The sequence below is a fragment of the Fischerella sp. PCC 9605 genome, assembly GCF_000517105.1.
In the GTDB taxonomy this organism is placed as follows: domain Bacteria; phylum Cyanobacteriota; class Cyanobacteriia; order Cyanobacteriales; family Nostocaceae; genus PCC9605.
Genome location: NZ_KI912149.1, coordinates 732,519 through 748,803 on the forward strand (window position 1 = coordinate 732,519; position 16,285 = coordinate 748,803).

Sequence of the window (16,285 nt, forward strand, 5' to 3'; positions counted from 1 at the left end):
CAGTAGAGAGATGAAAGTAAACGGCAAAAAACGCTCTGGAATTTTCCGCGCTGTGCAACCCTACCTAAAGCTGGTTGCTTCTCATTCACGTTGTTTCTACGCTAGCAGGTGGCTCAGGAGAATCATACTTGCTCTGGGAACTGCGTTCTTTATTATCTGCCAGTTTAGTTTAAATCCAGGCATACAAATTACCTTTCCTTTGACTCAGGCAAAGAGTACCTACAATCTGCCAAATGCTCAAGCCTTGGTTGAACAAGGTCGAAAACTCTACGATGCTGGAGATTACAATCAAGCTGTAACGGTTTTGCAACAGGCTGTAGAAGCTTTTAGAGCTAGTGGAGATAGACTAGGGGAAGCAATGGCGTTAAGCAATCTTTCTTTAGCCTTGAAACAACTCGGACAGTTAGAAAAAGCAAATGACAACATCACACAAAGTCTCAAGATTTTAGAAACTGACCAAAACAGAGATTTGGCGTCTCTACAGGTGTTAGCACAAGTGTTAGACGTTCAAGGTAGTCTGCAATTAGAACTAGGCAGAACCCAACAAGCTTTAGATAGTTGGAAACAAGCTGCTAAAACCTACGAGCAAATAGGTGATGAACCTAGTAGAATCCGTAGCTTAATAAACATTGCTCAAGCTGAGCAAACTTTGGGGCATTATCGTCAGGCTCGCACAAATTTAGAGCAGCTTTTTACCTCTGTGCAGAAACAACCAGACTCTCTGATGAAAGCAACCGCTTTACGCAGCCTTGGTGATGTTCTGCAATTAGTCGGTGAATTAGAAAAGTCCTTAAAGGTATTGCAGCAAAGCCGTGATGTCGCTCAAAGATTGCGATCGCCCTCCCAAATGGGTGCAGCACTGCTGAGTTTAGGTAACACCCAACGCGCCTTGGGTAATAGAGGGCGTCACCAGCAAAATACAGTCAGCCAGGAAAAGGCTACACCGTTGCAGTGTACAATCACAAATGCGAATAATCCTATCTCTAATGAAGCTTCCAGGTACTATCAGCAAGCTGCCCAATCTTATCAGCAGGCGGCTGATATTTCTGGCTCTCCGCTCGTGCAAATTCAAGCAAAAATTAATCAACTGAGTATATTACTGGAATTGCAGAAATGGTCAGAAGCACAGAAATTAGCGTCTGAGGTACAGTATCAGCTTACCCGGATACCTGCCAACCAAACAGCAATATTTGCCGAAATTAACTTGGCTCAAAGTTTGATATGCTTAAAGCAAGCTACAATTGCAAATAACCCTGGGTGGAAGGAAATTGCCCAAGGTTTAGCAACAGCAATTCAACAGGCAAACAGTAATGGCGATCGCCGCTCAGTTGCTTATGCTTTGGGTGCGCTGGGTGGACTGTACCTCGAAACCCAAGATATGCACAATGCCCAGAAACTGACGGAGCAAGCTTTAACAACAGCCCAGACAATTCAGGCCGGAGATATTGCTTATTTGTGGCAATGGCAGTTAGGACATATACTCAGAATCAAAGGCGATATTAAAGGTGCGATCGCATTCTACAAGCAAGCAGTCAGTACCCTTAATTCTTTACGCAATGATTTAGTTGCCCTCAACCCAGATGTTCAGTTTTCCTTTCGGGATAATGTCGAACCTGTCTATCGGCAATTTGTAGATTTACTGTTGCAATCTCCCCCTCTTTCCCCCTCTGTAGATGGGGGGATTAGTCAACAAAACTTAAAGCAAGCCCGCAATGTCATTGAAGCTCTCCAGTTAACGGAACTAGAAAACTTTTTTAGAGAAGCTTGTTTGCAGCCTTCACCAAAGCAGATTGATGAAGTTGTTGACAAAACTGACCCAACAACAGCAGTCATCTATCCAATTATTTTAAAAGACCGTCTGGAAATCATCCTCAAGTTACCAACTAAAAACGAACTTCGCCACTACACAATTTATAAACAAGCAAGTGAAGTTGAAACTGCCTTAGAGAAATTACAGCAATCTCTAACAGAACCAGACCAAATTAATGATGTCAAGAAATTTTCTGGGCAGGTGTATAGCTGGTTAATTCAACCACTAGAAGCCGAACTAGCAAAAATGAAAATCAAAACATTAGTTTTTGTGTTGGATGGTTCTTTGCGAAATATCCCTATGGCAGTCCTCTACGACGACACGCATAAACAATATTTAATCCAGAAGTATGCTATTGCTCTAGCTCCTGGTTTGCAGCTAATTGATCCCAAACCTTTGCAACGAGGAAAGCTAAATGCTTTAGCCGCCGGAGTTAGCGAACAACGCAACATCGAAGGTCGAAAGTTTGCTCCACTCAAAAATGTGGAAGTCGAATTGCAAAAAATTCAGTCGGCAATACCCAAAAGTGAAGAACTTCTCAATCACAATTTTACTAAAACAAATGTAAAAAACCAAATTGAAGAAGAACCATACACCGTAGTTCACATCGCAACCCATGGCGAATTTAGTTCTAATGTTGAGAAAACATTTATCCTTACTTGGGAACAACTCCTGAAAGTAAAAGATTTTGATAACTTATTGCGAATTCGCAATGGCAGTGAGTCTCGCGCTATTGAATTACTTGTTCTTAGTGCCTGCCAAACTGCTGTTGGAGACACGCGAGCTACCTTGGGACTTGCTGGCATAGCAGTACGGGCGGGCGCACGCAGTACGCTAGCAACTTTGTGGTCAGTAGATGATGAATCTACAGCTGAACTCATGAGTAAGTTTTATCAGGAGTTAGAAAACACCAACCTTACTAAAGTTGAAGCTCTCCGTCTTGCCCAACTGAAGCTATTAACCGATCATGAAATTCCTTATTTATGGGCACCCTACGTTTTGGTGGGAAATTGGCTTTAAATCAGTTATATTCCCTGCCTTTTTGCCAAATTTTGAAGTCTTTAAAATTATTAATTTCTGACATTTAAAAACCTCTTAATTTATTCCCTTGTTCCCCGTTCCCTGTTCCCTGGTTCTAATTTATTTTTTACCTTTCCAATCATAGGCTGTGTACTTAAATTCTCTAGACCAACATCTTGCAATAGCTGAGCCCAATCCTTATTAAAGGTGGGATTCTGTGGCTCACTCAAGCGGAGTTTTGCCAACTCACTCAAAGCTGAGTACCAAATACCATTTTCAGCGTAAATAGCTATGCGCTGCCGTGGTGTGGTAGCTGATTTCAATAGATACTCTAAGTCTGGTTTGAGTGCTACTCTTTGCACCCATCCACGTACAAACACTGGGTTGGATAAGTTTCCAGAGGCGCTATCAATTGCATCTTTACAGTAAAGTTTGAAGTACCATTGATAGGTTTTGTCGATTGCTAGTGGCGCTGTAGACGGCAGGCTCAAACCAACAATACCTGGTGTTTTTGGTAGGGTGAAATCAGTTCGATAAACATCTTTGTTTGCTTCATCTTGTAATACAAACTCTCCAGTAGATACATCAGTTGCCTTATAGGGGACAAAAAACCAGAAGGTAGGATGCTCTTCTACTGCTAAAGCCACGTTTTTTGCAGGTATTAAAGCAGTAGTTAACAATTCCACGGGGGGACACTTGCCACGGCTTCCTGTTCCTCCTCTTTTGGTAGGTCTACCTCGGCTTGATCCATCGGGTTCTTTTTCTCGAAAGCGAATTTGTATCCGCTCAGAACCATTGCTGGCTGGTTGATTGGATTGTGCCACTACTGGCACTAAAAAACTCATGTAACACAATAATGCAAAAGTTATGGTCAACGCACATTTTGATTTAGTCATTAGTCATTGGTGATTTTTTATTAGCAAATAAGCATCACAGATTTTTGTGGTGACTGGGTGAGGATGGGTAATAGATATCCTGAGATACCCTGTTTATTAAAACTACAAATATCATGACTAAACCCGTCTTTGTAGTGTTTGGTCATCTTTGTTTCTTATGTGTTATTTGCAACAACTAACTACTGGATTTATATGTATTGTGATTAACGTGAAATGGTATAATATCCCTGAATGACCAACAGTATCCTTTAAGAAGTCGGGGAGCTTACCTCTAGGTGATGTTAATGTATTAGCCAGCGCTGATGGAGGCAAGGACACAATATAAGCTTTGATATTTTGATAATAGTAAAATAAAGTATAGAGACACAAAAGTTTGTGTCTCTATATCTTACCAATTTTTAAATCTGGCTAATTAGGAAGCTTTCGAGTTTCTATAATTTGCGTCCATCCAACAACGCGGTAGATTTTCACCAGAAGGAAAAACTAGATTTTCTTTTCTATAAGATTCCGATGCTTGTTCTTCCTGACCTTGTTGTTCTTTAGCATGAATACTATCAATATTGGGGTCAATTAATTCTTGAACATCCTGAATTTTAACCAATTCGCCAGTATCTTTGATTTGTAGTAACATAATGGATAACCTCCGTAAGTTTGCATTAAGTAGATTGGCATAAATAAACTAATTTATGATGATGAGATTTAGTGGTGAGTAGTTTGTTGTTGTAATTAACTACTAGCACTATTTGAAATTATTGATACATTAGCTATTCTTGAATATCAGGCATAAAAAAACTATGTATCAGCCTTATTTTTCAAGCAAATTTGCAAAATGAAACTGATACGCAGTTATACTTTTATTTATGAAAAGATAGCAATAAATCTAGCCAAGATATTTTTATAAAACTTGGCAAGAAAAATTACATTTCGCGTTGAAATTTTTCCAATATATCTACTAAATTGACCTGGCATTGCAAGGGCAATAAATCAATCAAAGGAATTTCTCTTCTACCACCGCCAATTTTGACTGGAATGGATTCTAGAACTTGGATAACATCGTCTTCATCTACAGGCTTATTGTCAGTAATTAAGGGATACACTTGTTCTGCAACCACAGTATGCAATTTGGCATCCGATAAATACAGATGCCACTTGGCAATGTCTATGTAAACGTTTTCGCCAATTTCAGTTGCTAGGGCTTCCAGTAATTCTGTGGTGTTAGTCTTAGCCATAAAAATAACCCTTATGAACGGAAGCGAATTTTCATGCTCATTATTATTATCGCTCAATTAATAGGCTGGTTCTACCGCCACAAGTTACAATCGCCCCAGTCTTGTTAGTCATTCTTCAGGTGGATTTGGGTGGTGTCTCGCGGTAGTCGGCGATCGCAGCAATATAAATTAGATGTGCCAACAATACCACTAACCAGCCTGCTGTCACCCAAGGTAGCCACTCCCAAGTAGCTTTCAAGAAGTTGTGAAAAAACCACAACCCAGAATTACACGCCGCAAATATTGCCACATGTACGGCAAAGTTCATCCGGTCATCGAGTTTGCGGTAAGCTGGGTCATTGCGATCGGGTTTACGAGGCCAACGAGGAGGCATACAAGTTTGTTACAGATTTTAATCAAATTGTTTTCTGACTCATTTTAGGATTTTTTCGGCTATTATTGCCGTCCACTCAAAAAATCTACTGGACTTATAATTGCCGTGACTGGTATGCTTGCAACTGTGCCCGCAGTTGGGCAATTTCTTCTGCCATGTCTATAACCATAGCAGCTCCAACTAAATTTAGTCCTAAATCCCGACGCAAACGCATAATTTGACCGATCCGAGCAATATCGCGCGATCGCAACATCGAATTAATCGGTGAAATCAATCCCAACGCTGCAAAACGTTCTATCAGTGCAGTTGATGTTTGCGTCACTAAAGCCGCATACTCAAATGTGTAAAGGCGATCGCCTTCTTCAGAGACAACCACTCGTGATAGGCTAACTTGATTCATAGTTTCACCTCTTCTAGAGCAGTACGTGGATCGAAAGTGCTACTGTCGCGGATTTTTTCATAGCACTCGCGTTCGGTCGAACTCAAATCTTTGGGAGATACAATTTGCAATTTGACAATCAAATCGCTGCGTCCTCCTTTTGGTTGTGTCCATCCTTTACCCCGTAGCCGCAAAGATTGTCCGGAACGCACACCCGCCGGAATTGTCATAGTGACGTTACCATCGGGTGTTGGGACTTTCACTTGTGTTCCCAAAACAGCTTCATCTGGTCGAATCGGAATCTCACAAGTGAGGTTATCGCCTGCAAATCGGAAGAAGGGATGGGGCAATACTTCTATTGTCAAGTATAAATCTCCCCGCTGTTGGGAAAACGGACTGGGACGTCCTTTACCTTTGATACGAACGCGACTTCCGGATTTTGCACCTGGGGGAATACGAACAGTAACCGTTTCACCATTGATTTGCAATCGTTTCTGTGTACCGTGAAATGCTTCCGAAAAAGTCAGGGTAATAGCCGCTTCCGTATCGGGTGCGGGTACTTCGGTGGCAACATTTTCAAAAAAATCGCCATAGTCGCGATCGCCGCCTGTATAGGTACGATAAGTATAACTTCTGCCAGTTCGACCTGCACCACCAAACCGACCAAGCAGGTCGTTGATAAACTCATCAAAATTACCGTACTGGTCGAAATCAAACCCACCAACATCTACTCTTGTACCCCGACCACGTGGTTGTGATGCGCCTGCTGTAGCCGCTTGCTGCCAATATTGACCAAAAGCATCGTATTTTTGGCGTTTTTCTGGATCGGAAAGTACCTCGTTAGCTTCGTTGATTTCTTTAAAGCGTTCCTCCGCCTGTTTATCTCCAGGGTTGACATCGGGGTGATACTTACGTGCCAGCTTGCGGTAAGCCTGTTTTATCTCCTCCGGTGTGGCATTTTTGCTCACCCCTAGAATTTGGTAATAATCCTTGAAGTCGGTTCCAGCTGGCATAGCTGTTTTATTGTTGAATAGAAAGCCTAACTTTAATTTACTTATGAAATTGTTGACAAAAATCTGCCGTCAGTATGGCATTGCTCATCTGGCAGTCGCAACGTTAGGCTTGTTTGCCATGATGCTCAATTCCTATAATTTTGAGCAAGCAAAAATAGGACTGACAGCACAATATTTTTATAGAGATTGTCCTGTCAATCCTGCTGTCAATTTTTGCTCTGGTAGTGCTCGTTAAATTACCAGAAAACACAATTACTGATTAACAGAAGCAATTACAAAAAATCGCCTAAGTTAACTTGATTGAGATTGTAATTGCTGCTGAGTTTGCCTGTCGTACTCTTCACCAATCGCCTGAGTTTGTTGTTCGCCGAGATTAATTGTGACAACTTTTTTCTTTTCTTCCTCAGCTTTCGGCATTGTTAGGCACAAAAGACCATTCTTAAATTCAGCTTGTACCCGATCGTTTTGAATTCTGGTAGGTAAAGGAATTACCCTTTGGAAACTACCATAGCGAAATTCCGAACGTCTCATGCCTTTTTCTTCAGTCCTAGTTTCAGCTTTGCGCTCCCCACTGATCGAAACAGCTTCAGCGGTAACTTTTACATCCAAGTCTTTAGCTTCCATACCCGGAAGTTCAATCCGAAGTTCAATATTATCGGGATTTTCGTGCATTTCAGCCGCAGGTATAAAAGCATATCCAGCCATCTCGCCCTCATCGCCGCTAGTAGTCATCATGCGATCAAACAGGCGATTCATTTCGCGTTGCAAGCTAGTAATTTCCCGGAAAGGATCGTAACGGTTAATTTCCCGGAAAGGATCCCAACGTATTAATGGCATATTTCAGCCCTCCGATATATATCAGATGTAAGACTTACAATCCTTTGGCTTCCACCTTAAAGTATCAAGAGTAAAAATTTGCCTCATCAGCCCAATGGATGACATTTTGCTTTTCAGAAATTAAGACTTTTATCTTTTTGCTTAATCTTGTTGATAGAGGTAACAAACCCATCCTGTTGTAAATATGGAAATGACATTTAGAGGTGGAATTTTAGAGGTGAATAAAAATGGCTAAAATCAACCCGATTCAACTACAAAAACATTTGAAGGGCGTGGACTATCCAGCTAGTAAACAAGAATTGATTCAGCGTGCTCAACAGCAAGGCGCTGATGAGAATGCTATCTCTGTTTTACAGCAATTGCCCGATCAGGAGTACAAAACTCCAACTGATGTCAGTGAAGCTGTAAGTTCAATTAAATAAGTCAAGTACGTAGGCATAAATAAATCTATGTCTTGTGGTGACTGTTAGTAGTAGTTGTTTGTTGTTAGTTATTTGTTGTTTGTAACAATTCACTATCAGCGAGCAACTACCAAAAACATAGAACTTATTCTTATTGAAAATAATCTCCTGATTTACCGCCAGTTTTACTCACTAATCGAATTGATTCAATTTGAATCGACTTTTCTAAAGCTTTCGCCATATCATACAGAGTGAGAGCAGCGACAGAAACGGCTGTTAATGCTTCCATCTCTACACCAGTTTCAGCTTTGGTTTTGACTGTAGCCTGAATTTGATAACCAGGTAATTGGGAATCGGGTGTGACGGTTACTTCTACTTTTTGCAAGGGTAAGGGATGACACAAGGGTATCAAGTTAGCCGTCTGTTTAGCTGCCATAATTCCCGCTAGTCTTGCCGTTGCCAATACATCTCCTTTGGGAGCATTCCCTGCTTGGATGGCAGCAAAGGTCTCTGGTAACATCCGCACTCTAGCAGCAGCGGTTGCTTGGCGGACTGTAGGTGCTTTTCCAGACACATCTACCATCTGGGCTTGACCCTGATGATCTAGATGCGTAAGGTCAGCAGAATGAAATGGAAAATTTTCTTGCGTCATTTGGTAATGATGTGTTAACATTAGATCCTGTGACCAACAAGGGCGTGTAGCTCAGTGGACTAGAGCACGTGGCTACGGACCACGGTGTCGGGGGTTCGAATCCCTCCTCGCCCGTACTTTTGTAGAGACGCTTTTGTAGAGACGCGAGATCTCGCGTCTCTACATTATTGCAATATCTGGCGTCTCTACATTTAGATTTTGTTCAAAGCGTAAACATCTTCACCGCGACCGAGGGCAAAACGCACGGAGGTGGGAAGGTTCTTACCGGACTGAGTTAGGAAGACGAGAATGCCGAGTCCAGCAAAAGCAGCAGTGACACCGAAGATATTCCGATAGCCAAATTGTTCGGCTACAAAACCAAAAACAGGACCTGCGATCGCGATGCCAACATCAAATCCAGCGATGCACAAAGCAAAAATACGTCCTCTTTCTTGTGGCAGCGAACGATCTGTCATCATTGTTGAAACCATCGGGATCAGCGTACCGCCTCCAGCGCCTTCAATCAAAGCAGCGATTAAGAAAATACTGACATTATTGGCTAACCACATCAACACCATTGAGACAGAATAGAAAACTAAGCCTAAAGTGACAAACAATCCCCGTCCTAAGCGATCGCTGGCTCGACCAATAAATACCCTACCACTAAAGCTAGAAATGGCGGAGGCTGTGTAAAACAACCCAACATTCAAGTCAACCTGAGTGGATTTGATGAATAGGGGTGCAAAAGTGTGTAAACTCCCAACAGTCAAACCAACCATCAACATCACAAATGCTGGTATTCTTACTCTTGGACTAACCAACATGCGCCAAAAATTAGTCTTTTGGTCTTTGGCTTGTTGCTGTGTTTGAATTGGTGGATTGACAACTGGCACAATACACAAGACCCCTAATCCACCCAGTCCCGCAGATAACAAAAATAATGCAGTATCACCGGCCGCAGCTTGTAAATAACCGCCCAAAGCAGGGCCTACTGCTAAGCCAATCGGATTGACCAGACTCATGTAGCCAATGATCTCACCACGATGGTTTGGTGGTGCTAAATCTGCAACCAGCGCTAAATAGCCAGTCGCAAAAGCGGCGATACTAATGCCATGAAAAGCACGTATCACCATCAATAAAGGAAAAGAATTAGTGAGTCCGTAACCCAGAGGGGCGATCGCTACTACCAAGATACCAATGAGCAATACAATTTTACGACCCCGTTTATCTGCTAACTGTCCTAGCCAGGGACGAAACAGCAACAATCCAATGGCAAAACCACCCATCAAAATCCCGATTTGTTGCTTGGTTGCACCCACTTCTTCAAGATAGAGTGGTAGGGTTGGCAATAAACAAGACAAACTAGACCAGAACAACAAACCTGCTGCAAACAAAATCAGCAGGTTACGCCGTAGTTTGGTATCAGTTTTACTAAGTACTTTCACAGCAGATGTAATCTTTTGTTAGTAGTTAGTAGTTAGTAGTTAGTAGTAGAGCGTCAAGGTTGATTTGATGGGTAAATTTTAAAGCTTTTTCTCTCTTGTTTGGTTTGTCCTCCAAGTCTTGCTTGTCGCATCTGAATCCATCAATTCAAAGTTGACAGACTAGTAGTAGGGGCGAAGGACTGTTGGCCCGTACAGTAGTTGGTTGCTAACCACTAACCACTAACCACTAACTATTAACTAATTTTACATTACTTAATATTTTTAGCGACTACTTCGCGCACTCGATAAATAGGACGTCCTTGGGATTCATGATAAGTACGCATCAGCAACTCTGCCAACAGTCCAAAGCAAAACAGCTGAACTCCAGTCACTAGCAAGAGAACCGCCAAAATGAGTAAAGGGCGATCGCCAATATCCTGACCTAAAGCTAATTTTACCCAAGTCAAGTAAATGCCAATTGCCCCTCCCGAAAGTATGGAAATCAAACCCCACAACCCAAAAACATGCATTGGGCGAGTGAGGAACCTTTTCATAAAATAAATTGTTAACAAATCCATCACGACTCGGAACGTCCGCGACAAACCATACTTGCTGCGACCAAAGCGGCGGGCATGGTGACGTACGGGCATTTCTGTAATTCTTGCCCCTTCGATATACGCTAGGGCTGGTAAAAATCGGTGCAGTTCACCGTAGAGGTTCATATCTGCCACCAATTCAGCGCGATAGGCTTTTAGCGAACAACCATAGTCATGAACGTGCACGCTAGTAACTCGGCGAATCAACCAGTTGGCAATTTTGGAAGGAAGTAACCGCTTTAGGGCTGCATCTTGGCGATTTTTCCGCCAACCGCTAACCAAGTCGTAACCTTCCTCCAGCTTGGCTAACAACACAGGTATATCCGCAGGGTCATTTTGCAGGTCGGCATCTAATGTTACAACTGCTTTGCCACGGGCGTAATAGAAACCAGCAGCCATTGCCGCAGTTTGACCGTAATTACGCCGCAGAATCACTGCTTTTAAATCATTGCGAATTTGCGCTTGTTCTTTGAGAAACCGCGCTGAACCATCTGTGGAACCATCATCTACACAGATGATTTCGTAACTGAGATTGCTGGCGTTTAAGCTGGAAGCGATCGCCTCCAATAAATGAGGCAAACTCTCTACTTCATCACGCACAGGCACCACCACCGAGACATCTGGAATGGGTAAGGACTTTGCCTCATGCTGTCCAGCCATCCCATTAGAAACTAATCCACTCCTCATATTTGTTCTTTATGTCCTCTTTCAGTAGGGGTATCGGGGTTTAGGGTATCCCTGTCAAGGTGCAGCCTTCAACATCAAGTTTTCTTTGTGCCTTTGTGTCTTTGTGATTCAAAAACAAATTTTATTAACCACCAAGACACTAAGACACCAAGTAACAAGCAAATAGGACTTTTTTAACCCACTTTGACAGGGCTAGGGTTTAGGGGTATTGAAGAAAAACGAATTCACCCTTACACCCTTTTCTCTGTGATTCTGCGGTTCGTAACTTTTCACCACTCTGCCAGCACCGCGTAGCTGCTGGTAGTATGACTGACTAACCTCATCACCTTGTTCCGAGAGAAGGTCAATTCCAATACCGTTACGCCCCTTATCTTGACCAGAACTATGGATATAAAACCCATCTCCTAAATAGAGTCCCACATGAGTAGCTTTTTGGGGAGTCCCAAAGAATATGAGATCGCCTGGTTCTAATTCTGTAGTGGCTATTGGCTGAGTGAAGCCTTCCTGTTGATAGGCATCTCTGGGCAACCAGATACCCACCGAACGAAACGCCGCCTGCATCAGGCCCGAACAGTCGTAATTTGGCCCGACTGTACCACCCCAGAGATAATGATTGGGTTGCTGCATCGCTTTATGGGTAAAAGCGATCGCTTCTGGCAGTAGTTTTTTAATCTCTGCTTCAGAAAATGATTTAGCCTGATAAGGTACAGTAATTCCTTGTAATAAAACCAAATCTGTAAGCGACAACCACCCCGGATAGTCATCCTCACACAAACACACTTCCACTGCTGCTTCCCGTTCATCTGATGTCACCCGCAAATGTCTTCCCGCTGAGGCTTGCGTCGCCAAGCGCGTACATTCCGGAGAATCATATATGTTCAGGTCAGCTAGACACTCGTATTCAGCCGATTTGAGATTTTCAATTTTAGATTTTATATTTAGGGACATTCTTCAAGAGCAACGATGACTTTCTTCAATAAAGACGAACAACTCGAACAATTAGGCAATGGCATTTTAGAGGCTACTTGGGCAGAATTTCCGACCTTAGCCCGCAATCAAATTGCTCTGACTTGGATTGTCTACGATCCGCCTGTACTGGTAAATACTGGTGGTGCCCTCACTCCAGATGCTTTTTGGAATCATCCAGTTCGTGGTTTTACCTATCGGGGCTTAGAACGAATTTATCCAGCCAGTGTGGTGAAATTATTTTACTTGGTAGCTGCACATGAATGGATGGAAAAACGCATGGTTCAACCTTCCAGCGAGTTAGACAGAGCCATGCGCGATATGATTGTAGACTCCAGTAACGATGCTAGTAGCTTGGTTGTAGATGTATTAACTGGAACTACATCTGGACCGGAATTACCAGTGGGGCCATTTGAGACATGGAAGCATCAGCGCAACATTGTGAACCGCTATTACCAGTCTTTAGGGTGGCCAGAAATGGAAAGTATTAACGTCTGCCAAAAAACCTGGTGTGATGGCCCCTACGGACGCGAACGGGCTTTTTACGGACAGTTACTAGAAAATCGCAATATGGTGACGACTAACGCCACTGCTAGATTGTTGCATAGTATTGTCGGTGGTGTAGCAGTGTCAAGTGCGCGATCGCAAGCGATGATGACTGTACTTAAACGTAGTCTTAACCCTGATGATTTACCAAAAGATGTCGAGGAAGACCAAGTTACAGGTTTTTTAGGCGGTGGTCTTCCACAAACAGCACAAATTTGGTCTAAAGCGGGTTGGACAAGTCAAGTTCGCCATGATGCAGCGTATATTGAAATACCAGGCTCTCGCCCCTACCTCTTAGTGGTATTTACTGAAGGCAAAGCGCACGCTATAAACCGCGCCATTTTGCCTTTTGTTTCTCAAAGTATTGCCGAAGCGGTTGCCAGCCTAAATTAAGAGGGGGAAGGGGAGCCAGCGCGTTGCGGAGGTTCCACGCCACGTGCTTTATGCCGGGAAACCCGTCCACCGCAGTGGCTCCTCCGTTGTAGCGACTGGCAACAAAGGTGAAAGGTTAATAAATTCCTTTACCCTTTACCCAATCCCCACATAGAATCATGTTATGGTTTCTTGATAAAATCTACAGATCTGGCATTTTATACATGAATATACTTAAGTAATAGTATTAATTTATATAATTATGGTGAATCTATTTTATAATTTAGTTACTTGCATAGGTAGTATAATCACCCAAAATTAACCATACACTATCAGTAATCGTAAAAAATTTAAAATCTGTGTAAAGCATATATGAATCTAGTTGATCGTCAGGCATGCAAATTCAGAAAGTTGAGTCAGCAACTTCAAAAGGAGATTAACAAGCGCAAATTACTTGAGCATAAGCTGCAAACTTCTGAAGCTCAGATGCGTACAGTGTTTGAGGCAATGTCGGATGTTGTAATAATAGTGAACATTCAAGATAGCCAACTCGGCAGTATAAAAATTTTACCGACTAGACCAAATCAAGTATATGTAAACGATATTGACGTGATTGGTCAAACAGTAGAACAATTTTTTGATGAGCAGACTGCTGGGACATGGTTGGGAAAAATTCGGCAGGCTTTAGATTCACGGCAAACACTTTATTTTGATTACAGTCTGTGTAAGGAAGGACATGAGATTTGGTTTAGCGCCAGCATTTCTCCCGTATCAGATCAATCAGTGCTTTGGGTGGCGCGGGATATTAGCGATCGCAAGCAAGCTGAAATTGAATTGCAACATGCCAAAGAAGCCGCTGAAGCAGCCAACCGCGCCAAAAGCCAGTTTTTGGCAGCCATGAGCCATGAACTTCGCACTCCTCTCAATAGCATTTTGGGTTTTTCCCAAATTATGTACGACGATACTTCCTGCTGGAGCGAACATCGGGAATATCTCGAAATTATTAACAAAAACGGTCAGCATCTGCTGCAATTAATTAACGATGTATTAGAAATGTCTAAGATTGAAGCAGGCAGAACTAAACTGAATGAAAAAAAGTTTGATTTATATAACCTGCTAAATAGTCTAGAAGAAATGCTGCGCCTCAAAGCTGCGGCTAAGCAACTCACTCTTATCTTTGAACGTGCGCCACAAGTACCGCAATATATCATTACCGATGAGAATAAACTGCGGCAAGTCCTGCTGAATTTGCTTGGTAATGCCCTCAAGTTCACTCAAACTGGAGGAGTGACGCTGAGGGTGTCATCTGTTACTAAAAGGCAGTGCCTCCCCAAGACTATGCTGCCTGGTCTATGGCCGGCTTGCTGCGGGGTGCGGAGGTTTCCTCCACTCAAAACTTCGGAGGGTTCCTGCCGTTGTAGCGACTGGCGTTCCGTTGTAGCACATGCTGTTCATTTGTCATCTGTGAACGAGCAAGGACTAAGGACAAATGACCAAGAACAAATAACAATTCACTTTGAAGTCGAGGATACTGGTTCCGGCATTGCTTTAGAGGAAATTAACAACTTGTTTGAAGCTTTTGTCCAGACTGAAACAGGAAAGCGATCGCAAGAAGGCACAGGTCTAGGATTGGCAATTAGTCGTAAGTTTGTACAGCTAATGGGCGGAGACATTACTGTCAACAGTGTATTAGGACAAGGCAGCATATTTGCATTCGATATTTAAGTCAACGTAGCAGAGATGTCACAGTTAAATCAGTCGTCACATCAACGGGTTAAATGCTTAGCACCAAATCAACCTGTTTATCGTCTGCTGCTGATAGAAGATACTTGGGAGCATCGCCAATTTTTGCTCAAACAATTGGCACCTTTAGGTTTTGAAATACGAGAAGCAGAGAATGGGGAACAAGGTATAGCTATCTGGGAAAACTGGCACCCCCATCTCATATTCATGGATATGCAGATGCCCATTATGAATGGCTATGAAGCCACAAGGGAGATTAGAGCGAGAGAGCAATCTAGATTGGGAGAAGTACTCCTCCCATCACCCCTACCCTACGGGAAGCCCTTCGGGTACTCTACGAGAAGCCCTACTCTGCGAGAAGCCGCGCTGCGCGCGTCTACGGGTACTCTACGAGAAGCCGAGTAAAGCGCGTCTACGCAGTCGTACCCTTCGGGAAGCCGCCCTGCGGGCGTCTACATGAGGGAGACCACGCCAGATGCTTTATGCCGGGGAACCCTTTCGGCAGTCGTACCCTGCGGGAAGCCCTTCGGGTTCGCCAGTCCCCCATCGTGACGGAGACCGCCAAGACGGGGGCTGGTCTCACCGCGCTGCGCGCGTCTACATGGGGGGAACCACGCCAGGTGCTACAACGCTTGGTACCCCCGCAACGCACTGGCTCCCCAAGACCGCGCTGCCTCACCACCGCACTGGCTCCCCAAGACCGCGCTGTCTCACCGCTTGCGCGTCTACACCCCATCACCCCATCACCCCATACCGTTATCATCGCCCTCACCGCTAACGCCTTCGAGGAACAACGACAGACAATGATATCAGCTGGTTGCGATGACTTTATTAGCAAACCATTTCGTGAGGAAGAAATCTTTGAGAAACTCGCAAAACACTTGGGTGTGCATTACGTTTACTTTGAACCCACTGCGAATAATCAAAATACTTCCCAGCAATGTAAAAAGTTGAACCGTAAAGATTTAGCAGTTATGCCAGATGCATGGATACAAAAACTACACCAAGCGGCTAGAGAATGCAACGATGAAAGTATTTCCGAGTTGCTTAAGCAAATACCGACGGAGTTTACAAATTTAATCCAAATTCTGAAGCAACTTACCTATCACTTTCGCTTTGACGAAATTATGGAAATAACTAATCAATAAAATTTTTTGAACGCATGGATATTTAGTTGTTTGTTGATAGCGCTTTCTTCACCCACAGGCTAAAGCCTGGGGGTATAAAAACAAAGCCTGCGAAGTCAGGCTGATTAGGCGTATCTTCTTAAATAAATGGTATGAGTTATTTTCAAACTGACAAGTATAAAGACTCAATTAAATAAAAGCTCGTAGTAAGGGCTTTAGCCCTTTAAACCCTTGC

General features: G+C 43.2%; 17 protein-coding genes, 1 tRNA gene and 1 pseudogene. 8 read left to right on the top strand and 11 right to left on the bottom strand.

Annotation, left to right across the window (positions count from 1 at the left end; all coding sequences use genetic code 11):
- Positions 1–10 precede the first annotated feature (10 nt).
- Positions 11–2,830, top strand: coding sequence for a CHAT domain-containing protein (locus FIS9605_RS0118090; RefSeq protein WP_082209801.1), 2,820 nt, complete (start codon positions 11–13; stop codon positions 2,828–2,830).
- Positions 2,831–2,910: 80 nt separating this feature from the next.
- Here FIS9605_RS0118090 and FIS9605_RS0118095 read toward each other — a convergent pair whose 3' ends face one another.
- From FIS9605_RS0118095 to FIS9605_RS0118120, 6 genes are all read right to left on the bottom strand, one after another.
- Positions 2,911–3,726, bottom strand: a complete 816-nt coding sequence (locus tag FIS9605_RS0118095; protein ID WP_051470054.1) for a DUF928 domain-containing protein — start codon at positions 3,724–3,726, stop codon at positions 2,911–2,913.
- A gap of 412 nt (positions 3,727–4,138) precedes the next feature.
- Positions 4,139–4,357: a hypothetical protein gene (locus tag FIS9605_RS0118100; RefSeq protein WP_026733866.1), complete on the bottom strand. Its 219-nt coding sequence runs from the start codon at positions 4,355–4,357 to the stop codon at positions 4,139–4,141.
- 286 nt (positions 4,358–4,643) lie between these two features.
- On the bottom strand, positions 4,644–4,955 hold the full coding sequence (locus FIS9605_RS0118105) for a DUF3181 family protein (protein WP_026733867.1): 312 nt from the start codon (positions 4,953–4,955) through the stop codon (positions 4,644–4,646).
- Positions 4,956–5,070: 115 nt separating this feature from the next.
- The gene (locus tag FIS9605_RS0118110; RefSeq protein ID WP_026733868.1) at positions 5,071–5,328 is read right to left on the bottom strand and encodes a 2TM domain-containing protein; all 258 of its coding nucleotides are present in this window, start codon (positions 5,326–5,328) and stop codon (positions 5,071–5,073) included.
- Positions 5,329–5,422: 94 nt separating this feature from the next.
- The gene (locus tag FIS9605_RS0118115) at positions 5,423–5,728 is read right to left on the bottom strand and encodes a chaperone modulator CbpM (RefSeq protein WP_026733869.1); all 306 of its coding nucleotides are present in this window, start codon (positions 5,726–5,728) and stop codon (positions 5,423–5,425) included.
- Entirely contained in the window at positions 5,725–6,720 is a 996-nt protein-coding gene (locus FIS9605_RS0118120) for a DnaJ C-terminal domain-containing protein (protein WP_026733870.1), read from the bottom strand. Before FIS9605_RS0118120 ends, FIS9605_RS0118115 begins: the two co-directional genes overlap by 4 nt.
- Before the next feature lie 43 nt (positions 6,721–6,763).
- Between FIS9605_RS0118120 and FIS9605_RS0118125 the strand changes: the two genes are divergently transcribed.
- Positions 6,764–6,955, top strand: a complete 192-nt coding sequence (locus FIS9605_RS0118125; RefSeq protein ID WP_026733871.1) for a hypothetical protein — start codon at positions 6,764–6,766, stop codon at positions 6,953–6,955.
- 56 nt (positions 6,956–7,011) lie between these two features.
- Here the strand turns inward: FIS9605_RS0118125 and FIS9605_RS0118130 are convergent, their stop codons facing one another.
- The gene (locus FIS9605_RS0118130) at positions 7,012–7,557 is read right to left on the bottom strand and encodes an Hsp20/alpha crystallin family protein (protein WP_026733872.1); all 546 of its coding nucleotides are present in this window, start codon (positions 7,555–7,557) and stop codon (positions 7,012–7,014) included.
- Positions 7,558–7,784: 227 nt separating this feature from the next.
- Between FIS9605_RS0118130 and FIS9605_RS0118135 the strand changes: the two genes are divergently transcribed.
- On the top strand, positions 7,785–7,979 hold the full coding sequence (locus FIS9605_RS0118135; protein ID WP_026733873.1) for a DUF2795 domain-containing protein: 195 nt from the start codon (positions 7,785–7,787) through the stop codon (positions 7,977–7,979).
- Positions 7,980–8,109: 130 nt separating this feature from the next.
- Here FIS9605_RS0118135 and moaC read toward each other — a convergent pair whose 3' ends face one another.
- Positions 8,110–8,610 carry a cyclic pyranopterin monophosphate synthase MoaC gene (gene moaC, locus FIS9605_RS0118140; protein WP_026733874.1) on the bottom strand — a complete coding sequence of 167 codons (501 nt, stop codon included), beginning with the start codon at positions 8,608–8,610 and terminating at the stop codon, positions 8,110–8,112.
- Between the two features lie 40 nt (positions 8,611–8,650).
- On the opposite strand from moaC, the gene FIS9605_RS0118145 reads away from it, so the two are divergent.
- Positions 8,651–8,724, top strand: a tRNA-Arg gene (locus FIS9605_RS0118145).
- A gap of 77 nt (positions 8,725–8,801) precedes the next feature.
- Here the strand turns inward: FIS9605_RS0118145 and FIS9605_RS0118150 are convergent.
- From FIS9605_RS0118150 to FIS9605_RS37370, 3 genes are all read right to left on the bottom strand, one after another.
- Positions 8,802–10,034: an MFS transporter gene (locus FIS9605_RS0118150; RefSeq protein WP_026733875.1), complete on the bottom strand. Its 1,233-nt coding sequence runs from the start codon at positions 10,032–10,034 to the stop codon at positions 8,802–8,804.
- Between the two features lie 248 nt (positions 10,035–10,282).
- Positions 10,283–11,296: a glycosyltransferase family 2 protein gene (locus FIS9605_RS0118155; RefSeq protein WP_026733876.1), complete on the bottom strand. Its 1,014-nt coding sequence runs from the start codon at positions 11,294–11,296 to the stop codon at positions 10,283–10,285.
- Positions 11,297–11,488: 192 nt separating this feature from the next.
- Positions 11,489–12,244: a C40 family peptidase gene (locus FIS9605_RS37370; protein ID WP_051470055.1), complete on the bottom strand. Its 756-nt coding sequence runs from the start codon at positions 12,242–12,244 to the stop codon at positions 11,489–11,491.
- A gap of 15 nt (positions 12,245–12,259) precedes the next feature.
- On the opposite strand from FIS9605_RS37370, the gene FIS9605_RS0118165 reads away from it, so the two are divergent.
- The 4 genes and pseudogenes from FIS9605_RS0118165 (at position 12,260) to FIS9605_RS0118175 (ending at position 16,071) form a co-directional block, all read left to right on the top strand.
- Entirely contained in the window at positions 12,260–13,201 is a 942-nt protein-coding gene (locus tag FIS9605_RS0118165; protein WP_026733877.1) for a serine hydrolase, read from the top strand.
- A gap of 351 nt (positions 13,202–13,552) precedes the next feature.
- Positions 13,553–14,902: pseudogene (locus FIS9605_RS40325) on the top strand (ATP-binding protein); the annotation flags it as partial.
- Between the two features lie 18 nt (positions 14,903–14,920).
- Positions 14,921–15,328, top strand: coding sequence for a response regulator (locus FIS9605_RS45320; protein WP_063748465.1), 408 nt, complete (start codon positions 14,921–14,923; stop codon positions 15,326–15,328).
- A 77-nt stretch (positions 15,329–15,405) separates the two neighbouring features.
- Entirely contained in the window at positions 15,406–16,071 is a 666-nt protein-coding gene (locus FIS9605_RS0118175) for a response regulator (protein WP_026733878.1), read from the top strand.
- Positions 16,072–16,285 lie beyond the last annotated feature (214 nt).